Annotated in this window: 8 protein-coding genes; 1 reads left to right on the top strand and 7 read right to left on the bottom strand. The window is 48.9% G+C overall.

The window, feature by feature from the left end; genetic code table 11:
- Both NZ772_11980 and NZ772_11975 read right to left on the bottom strand, forming a co-directional pair.
- Positions 1–1,017: EAL domain-containing response regulator (locus NZ772_11980; GenBank protein MCS6814266.1), on the bottom strand; the 1,017-nt coding region annotated here is incomplete at its 3' end.
- Between the two features lie 566 nt (positions 1,018–1,583).
- Entirely contained in the window at positions 1,584–1,745 is a 162-nt protein-coding gene (locus tag NZ772_11975; protein MCS6814265.1) for a hypothetical protein, read from the bottom strand.
- A gap of 86 nt (positions 1,746–1,831) precedes the next feature.
- Between NZ772_11975 and NZ772_11970 the strand changes: the two genes are divergently transcribed.
- Entirely contained in the window at positions 1,832–2,311 is a 480-nt protein-coding gene (locus NZ772_11970) for a nucleoside deaminase (GenBank protein ID MCS6814264.1), read from the top strand.
- 12 nt (positions 2,312–2,323) lie between these two features.
- Here NZ772_11970 and NZ772_11965 read toward each other — a convergent pair whose 3' ends face one another.
- From NZ772_11965 to NZ772_11945, 5 genes are all read right to left on the bottom strand, one after another.
- Positions 2,324–3,172: an EI24 domain-containing protein gene (locus NZ772_11965; GenBank protein MCS6814263.1), complete on the bottom strand. Its 849-nt coding sequence runs from the start codon at positions 3,170–3,172 to the stop codon at positions 2,324–2,326.
- Position 3,173: 1 nt separating this feature from the next.
- Positions 3,174–4,028 carry a Uma2 family endonuclease gene (locus NZ772_11960; protein ID MCS6814262.1) on the bottom strand — a complete coding sequence of 285 codons (855 nt, stop codon included), beginning with the start codon at positions 4,026–4,028 and terminating at the stop codon, positions 3,174–3,176.
- A 352-nt stretch (positions 4,029–4,380) separates the two neighbouring features.
- On the bottom strand, positions 4,381–5,169 hold the full coding sequence (locus tag NZ772_11955) for an alpha/beta hydrolase (GenBank protein MCS6814261.1): 789 nt from the start codon (positions 5,167–5,169) through the stop codon (positions 4,381–4,383).
- Positions 5,170–5,191: 22 nt separating this feature from the next.
- Complete coding sequence (fldA, locus tag NZ772_11950) at positions 5,192–5,704, bottom strand: flavodoxin FldA (GenBank protein MCS6814260.1); 513 nt, start codon at positions 5,702–5,704, stop codon at positions 5,192–5,194.
- Positions 5,705–5,905: 201 nt separating this feature from the next.
- The coding region (locus NZ772_11945) for a chlorophyll a/b binding light-harvesting protein (GenBank protein MCS6814259.1) at positions 5,906–6,209 on the bottom strand (304 nt) is incomplete at its 5' end.

The raw sequence follows: 6,209 nt of genomic DNA, 5'->3' as shown, positions 1-6,209 counted from the left end.
ATTGGGCAGATTGTGGATGAAGCACCGATCAATCTTTAGCCCATTGACAGGAAATTGCTGGAGATAGCTCAATGAAGCATATCCTGTGCCAAAGTCGTCGATCGTAATTTGTACGCCTATGGCTTCAAGGTCATTTAGTGTAGCAATCATGGCTTTAGTATCCTCCGCTAAAACACTTTCTGTCACCTCTAACTCTAAACAGCTTGGATGCAGCCCTGTTGTTTCCAGAACAGCCATGATTTCTTGACTAAGCTGAGGTTGACCAAATTGTTTAGCAGATAAATTAACCGCAACCCGAAAGTTAGGAAGACCAAATGATTGCCAATACTGAAGTTGTGTACAAGCAGTACGAATGACCCAGTTCCCAATCTGCTGAATGAGTCCAGTTTCTTCAGCGATGGGAATAAATTCACTTGGTGACACTAATCCCCGTTGTGGGCTGCGCCAACGAACTAGTGCCTCTGCGCCAATAATTTGCCCAGTGGACAAGTCAACTTGAGGCTGGTAGTGCAACATCAACTCTTGGTGAACGATCGCCTGCTGTAATGCTTCCGCAAGCGATTGCTGTTCTGCACTCATACCCAACAATGACTGCTTGTGAAGGGTCTGGCGAACATTTCGTTTATGAAGCTGAGTGGAAATTGCTTGCAACACCTCAGTGCAAGTGAAGGGTTTGGTCAAGTAATCATCAGCCCCAAGCAACATGCCTTGACGCAAGTCGGCTTTAGTTGCATTGGCCGTGAGAAAAATCAGCGGAATTTGAGCTGTTTGAGGCTGTTTTTGCAAAGTTGTCAACACGCCATGACCATCTAAGTTGGGCATCGTAATGTCACATAGGATCAAATCTGGCAAAAGCTGTTGTGCTAGCTGCACGCCCATTAGTCCATCAGCAGCCCCAATGGCAGTAAAGCCCTCTATTTCTAAAAGATCAATCAGGTTAGCTCTTATATCATCCTCATCATCAATCACTAAGATTTTAGTAGCTGTTCGAGAGTGATTACAATTACGTGATTCCATGCCTAACACTATCCCAACGTTTTCATTGTGCACATACTTTGGTTTTTACTGTGTTCCAAGCTATACCTGGGTCGACTAGTAGGCACTCGCTGTTAATCTTAACAATTGCTAATGATTGTAGTAGAGGAGACTTAACTTTTCGACGTTGATGGAGCAATAGCGGAATGGTAGCGATCGCAGCCTAAGAATGCAACTGCGATAACTTGGACAGCATTTCCAGAACTCTAAACCTACATTAGTCATTGACATTTAATCATCAACGGGTTTTTGAACACCTACCGAGACAGGTCTTAGGCGAGTAGACTCAGGTTGTTGACTGACAAATCTTTTTTGTGTCTTTTTTGTGGGCTGGACTGAACAACGTAAAATCCAACACTAGCCTATGTTCTATCGGGTTGTGCTATTGCTAACCCAACCTATGTAAGAGAATAGGAGTTTCAAAAGTTTTGTCAGGCAACGGAGACTTAGGTTTAAAGTGCCCAGTATGAACTAGTCAATACCATAGCTAGTGAGGTTAACAGTAATGGTATCGACAGATAGCCACTGGGCAAACTTATGGATATAGCTCAAGCAAAACAATAGATGGCTCTATGGCGGGGTGGCCTCATGGCGACTTTATACAGCACATAGTTCATATGATTAAATTTGGTGATGCCTGAAGTGCGATCGTCCAAGAGACTGACGTTAGGTGGGGGTTGAGAGTCTCCGATCGCCAATTTAAGTTCCAACGTAATATCAGATACTGGCTGTTGATGCCTCTAGTCTGGGATATTGTCAGCGGCTGTTTCTGGAGTAAACAACCGGAGGTGCAGTAATGTTGAGTGAAATTGATCGTCGCTACTTGCAGCAAGCGATTGAGCTGGCGCGACATGCAAGAGCAAATGATAACCATCCGTTTGGGGCAGTGTTAGTTGACCGGGACGGGAACTTGCTGCTCAAGGCTGAAAATACAGTCGTGACATCTAGGGATTGTACGGGTCATGCAGAGACAAATCTAATGCGACTAGCATCTCAGTGGTTTGACCGAGCATTTCTAGCAACCTGCACGATTTACACTAGCACTGAACCCTGTGCCATGTGTGCAGGGGCAATCCACTGGGCAGGTGTGGGACGAGTAGTATACGCCCTGAGTGAAGCCCGGCTGTATGAGTTAATCGGATCTCACCCTCGCAATGAAACCATGCGGCTACCCTGTCGGGAGGTCTTTGCCCGCTGCGATCGCTCGATTATAGTAGTGGGGCCAGTGATGGAAGATGAGGCGGCTGAGGTGCATCAAGGATTTTGGACACACTAGCCGTATCTGAAACTAGGATGGGTCTTGAGCCTGAGGAGTGGTGGGATGGTTACTGGCAGACATTTGACAGGCAAGGACACGATCGCACACCAGTAATGTGCCAGCCGCCACACAGAGCGGCACCGTCACAAAATTGAGCAAGGGAATGCTCACTAGTCCGAGGCTTACCAGCCCAAAGCTAATGCTAGCGGGCATGGTGCGAAATACAGTGCCTAGTTTGGCCCGGAATGTCCAACGGCGACGCTCTAGGGGAGCATCAAAAAAGTCCATGCAGATAATTAGGGCAGAGAGAGTAATGCCGCCGATCGTAGCGATCGCAGGGCCTACACCGGGTATGACAAGGCCAACTACCAGCAATAGCCCACCAACCCCAAGGGAAACCACTAGCTTTTTGACTTCATAGAGGATAGCTCGTCCCACGTCTCGGATTACAGATCTGACACTAAACGGCTCTGCTGGCAGCAGACTACCCAGTCGCCATTGTTCTAACTGTTCTGCAAGCTGTCCATACCAAGGCGCGCCTAACAGAGTCCCAAACTGCGCTAACAGGAACCCAAGCAACAGCAAGAGTCCGCCTGCAAGCAAGATTCGCAGTACCCAGTCTAGAAACGCTGCCCAAGTCGGTAAGTTGGCGATCAGACGATCGATGCCTTGCCACCCAGGAAGCAGAATACCAATGTATAACCCAACTCCCACCAGGATGTTGAGCACTACTGGGACGATAATGTAACTTAAGAGCCTAGGTTGTTGGATAAACAGGCGCAGCAATCGTAGGGGATACGTGACCCCAGCCAACACACCTCCTAGTGGCTCAGAACCAATTACTGCCTGGCCAGGAGCCGATTTTAGAGAGTCTGACACATTACACCACCTGGTCAGGGTCAATCCCCTGGCTTCTTAACAATGCAGCGAGTCGCTCTGCTCGCTGTTCTGCTTGTTCTGCTCGCTGCTCTGCTTGTTCTGCTCGCTGTTCTGCTTGTTCTGCTCGCTGTTCTGCCTGCTGTGCCTGTTGTTGTAATTCTGTGGAGGTTAGAAGCCGCTCGCCCGTTTCCCCATCCTCAAGAATCACCTGGCTATCTCGCAGACTAAGCCACAAACCCAGGGTCGGGCAGTAGATACGACCATCTTCATCGGGAGTGATGGGTTGGTAATGGTCAGCTACCAGATGATACCCAATGACTTCTTCTAGGAGTTGTCCCCGATAATGGCGACGATCAATGAGTACATAGTCCTGTACCCGCGCTTGGGCGTAGTGGACAACCTTGGTTTCACGATCAGCTTTGCGATAGCGGGGTGAGACAACTTCCAGGACAAACACCGGACGACAGCCCTCATGGGCAACGATAAACTTAGTTCGCTGTTGCTCCTTGTTACGTACACCAAACACAACACAAACATCAGGAGCATGATCCTTGAGGCCGGGAATATCCCACTCAATCAGCAGATCATGAAAAACGCCAACATCAGGACGATCGCTGTATCGACGAGTGAGAATATCTTTTACGTCCAGACTGACGCGATCGTGGAAGGTATTGTTAGGCAGATGATAGTCCTCCTGAGGGTGGAGAAATTCCTCTTCGGTCAAGGGCACCATGATGTCTGTGGTAGTGCCGTCGGCAAGGGTGATAGTCTCGTAGCGCCAGCCGCACTCTGCTAGATCGTCGGTGAGATCAAGGGTAGAACCCGGCTGTGGGGCAGTAATGGAAGCCTTAGTCATAGTACTGGCTGTAGTCAAACAGTATTACAGCTATCATACGCAATCGTTACCGAATCTGGGGCAATTTTGCTCACAGACCTACAGCCAGCACATTTTACATTTGGGCGACATAGCGAACGGTCAGGGGGAGATACTATTGGTTCATAGTCAGCACAGTGAATAGCATCATGGGTGAATGCAGTAATAGGATGTACAGCACATTTCAGGCGATAGTCTCCGGTAAAAAATGCACAGCGACTACAGGGAATACTGTGCAGTTGCTTTAGGCGACTCACACCTTCCCGCAAGCTAACCCACAAACACCAAGGCAGCAGAATTAGCAACAGCCACGTGCAGGCTAAACACAAAAGCGTCATGATGTTACTGGGGTAATGGATAGGGATGTCAGGTTAGAGACTGGCTGCTCTATCGATTGCCAAAACTTGAGGATTTTGCGGCTGACAAGATTGGGATGGATGTAGTGGAAGAAATGTCGTCCATAGGGACAAAGCCAGAGGCGATCGTGGGCCTTCAAAAAAGGGTGCCAGCATTCTAAAGCCACCGGATCAACGACCATATCATCTCTGCTGCCACAAACCATCAATGGCACTGAAACACCACCCTGAGCTATTTTGTTCTGTTGCCAAAGGGAATGTGGTAGGGGGGCAAAATCTAAATCGAGTTCTAGCAAGCGGGTTAAGTGATTTTTAACCATGGGACTGTCCTGTCCGAACAGAAAGGAGGCCATTTGGGCTAATAAGATCTGTCGACTACAGGGCAACAGCTTACGGAGGGCATAGTAGTGGGAATGCCAAGTGATAGCAGGGTTAGCCCCCACTGCCAGTAAGGTTAACGATTTCACCCGCTCTGGATGCTGGCGAGCATAGAGCAACGCCATCAGACCGCCTGTACTATGCCCCATGAGATGAATCGGCTCACGATAACTACTACTGAGGTAACCGTGCAAGAGATCTAGGGCAGTATCCAAACAACTAGCCTCATCAGGGGTGACGCAATAGTCCCAGCGGGCGATCGGTGAATAATGCGACAACCGTCGTAGCAACCGTCCGTCGAATTGTTGCAAACTAGTGCTAGCACCAAGCCAGATAGCCCTTGGCTCTGGCAATTGAGCTGGTTTTAGGATTCGTGATGTTGCTTGCATGGTTAGACACTACAAACCAACTCTACAAACCAAACTCTTGTCTAAGCTGCGCCACCCAAGCGTCTACTCTCTCAGCCGTCAGGTCAGATTGGTTGTCTTCGTCGATCGCCAACCCTACAAACTTGCCATCACGCAGAGCTTTTGACTCGTTGAAATCATAGCCCACTGTAGGCCAATAACCGACTGTCTTGCCACCACGCTCTGAAATCTTTTCCTCTAAGATTCCGATCGCATCTTGAAAATTGTCTGCATAGCCCACCTGGTCGCCAGCACCAAAGTATGCCACTAGCTTGCCAGTGAAATCAATCGCATCCAGTTCTGGATAAAACCCATCCCAATCGCTTTGCAGTTCGCCGACATTCCACGTAGGGCAGCCAATAATCAGACAGTCATAGTCTGCAAAATCCGTTGCGTCGCAGTTAGCAATATCATGCAGTGTTACCACCGAGCTGCCCAATTTTGCCTGAATCATCTCAGCGATCGTCTGAGTATTCCCCGTCTGCGTACCGTAAAACAAACCAATCTTCTTCGACATATCAATCCCTAATTCACTTCTTAGTCCATCGTTTGTAAGTTCTCCGCGTTGCTCAAGCTATGGACACAGGGGCCAGAGCCAGAGTAAGGATATGAAGCTTAGTCGTGGAGTGCAGAGTTCAGGGCGTGGAGCGGGATAGTAACTTGCCGAACAGCTAAACTCAAAACCTCTCCGATTTGAAACTCTGCACCCCAAACTCAGCTATGAGCTAGGAACCGCATTTAGCGCCTGCTCCACCCGTCTGAAGTCGAAGCCCATTGCCCGCAGTGCATGCCACAGGTGACCCTGTAGGAAGAAAAATGCCAGGAAAAAGTGAGCATTGGCCAACCATGCACGGGGAGTATGAGCACCCAGCGGCAGCTTCACCGTGTCAGCAAAGTAGGGAGCAACTCCCATTTTCACCTCTAGCACTGGGCCATAAAATTCCACTGGATATGCCAAGGTGTTGACAGCGCAGAAGTAAGCGGCAACAAACCCTGCTAGGGCAATGCCACCAAGGGAATAG

The sequence above is a fragment of the Cyanobacteriota bacterium genome (assembly GCA_025054735.1).
Taxonomy (GTDB): domain Bacteria; phylum Cyanobacteriota; class Cyanobacteriia; order SKYG9; family SKYG9; genus SKYG9.
The sequence above is the reverse complement of the archived record's forward strand: the minus strand, read 5'-3'. Positions and strand labels throughout refer to the sequence as shown.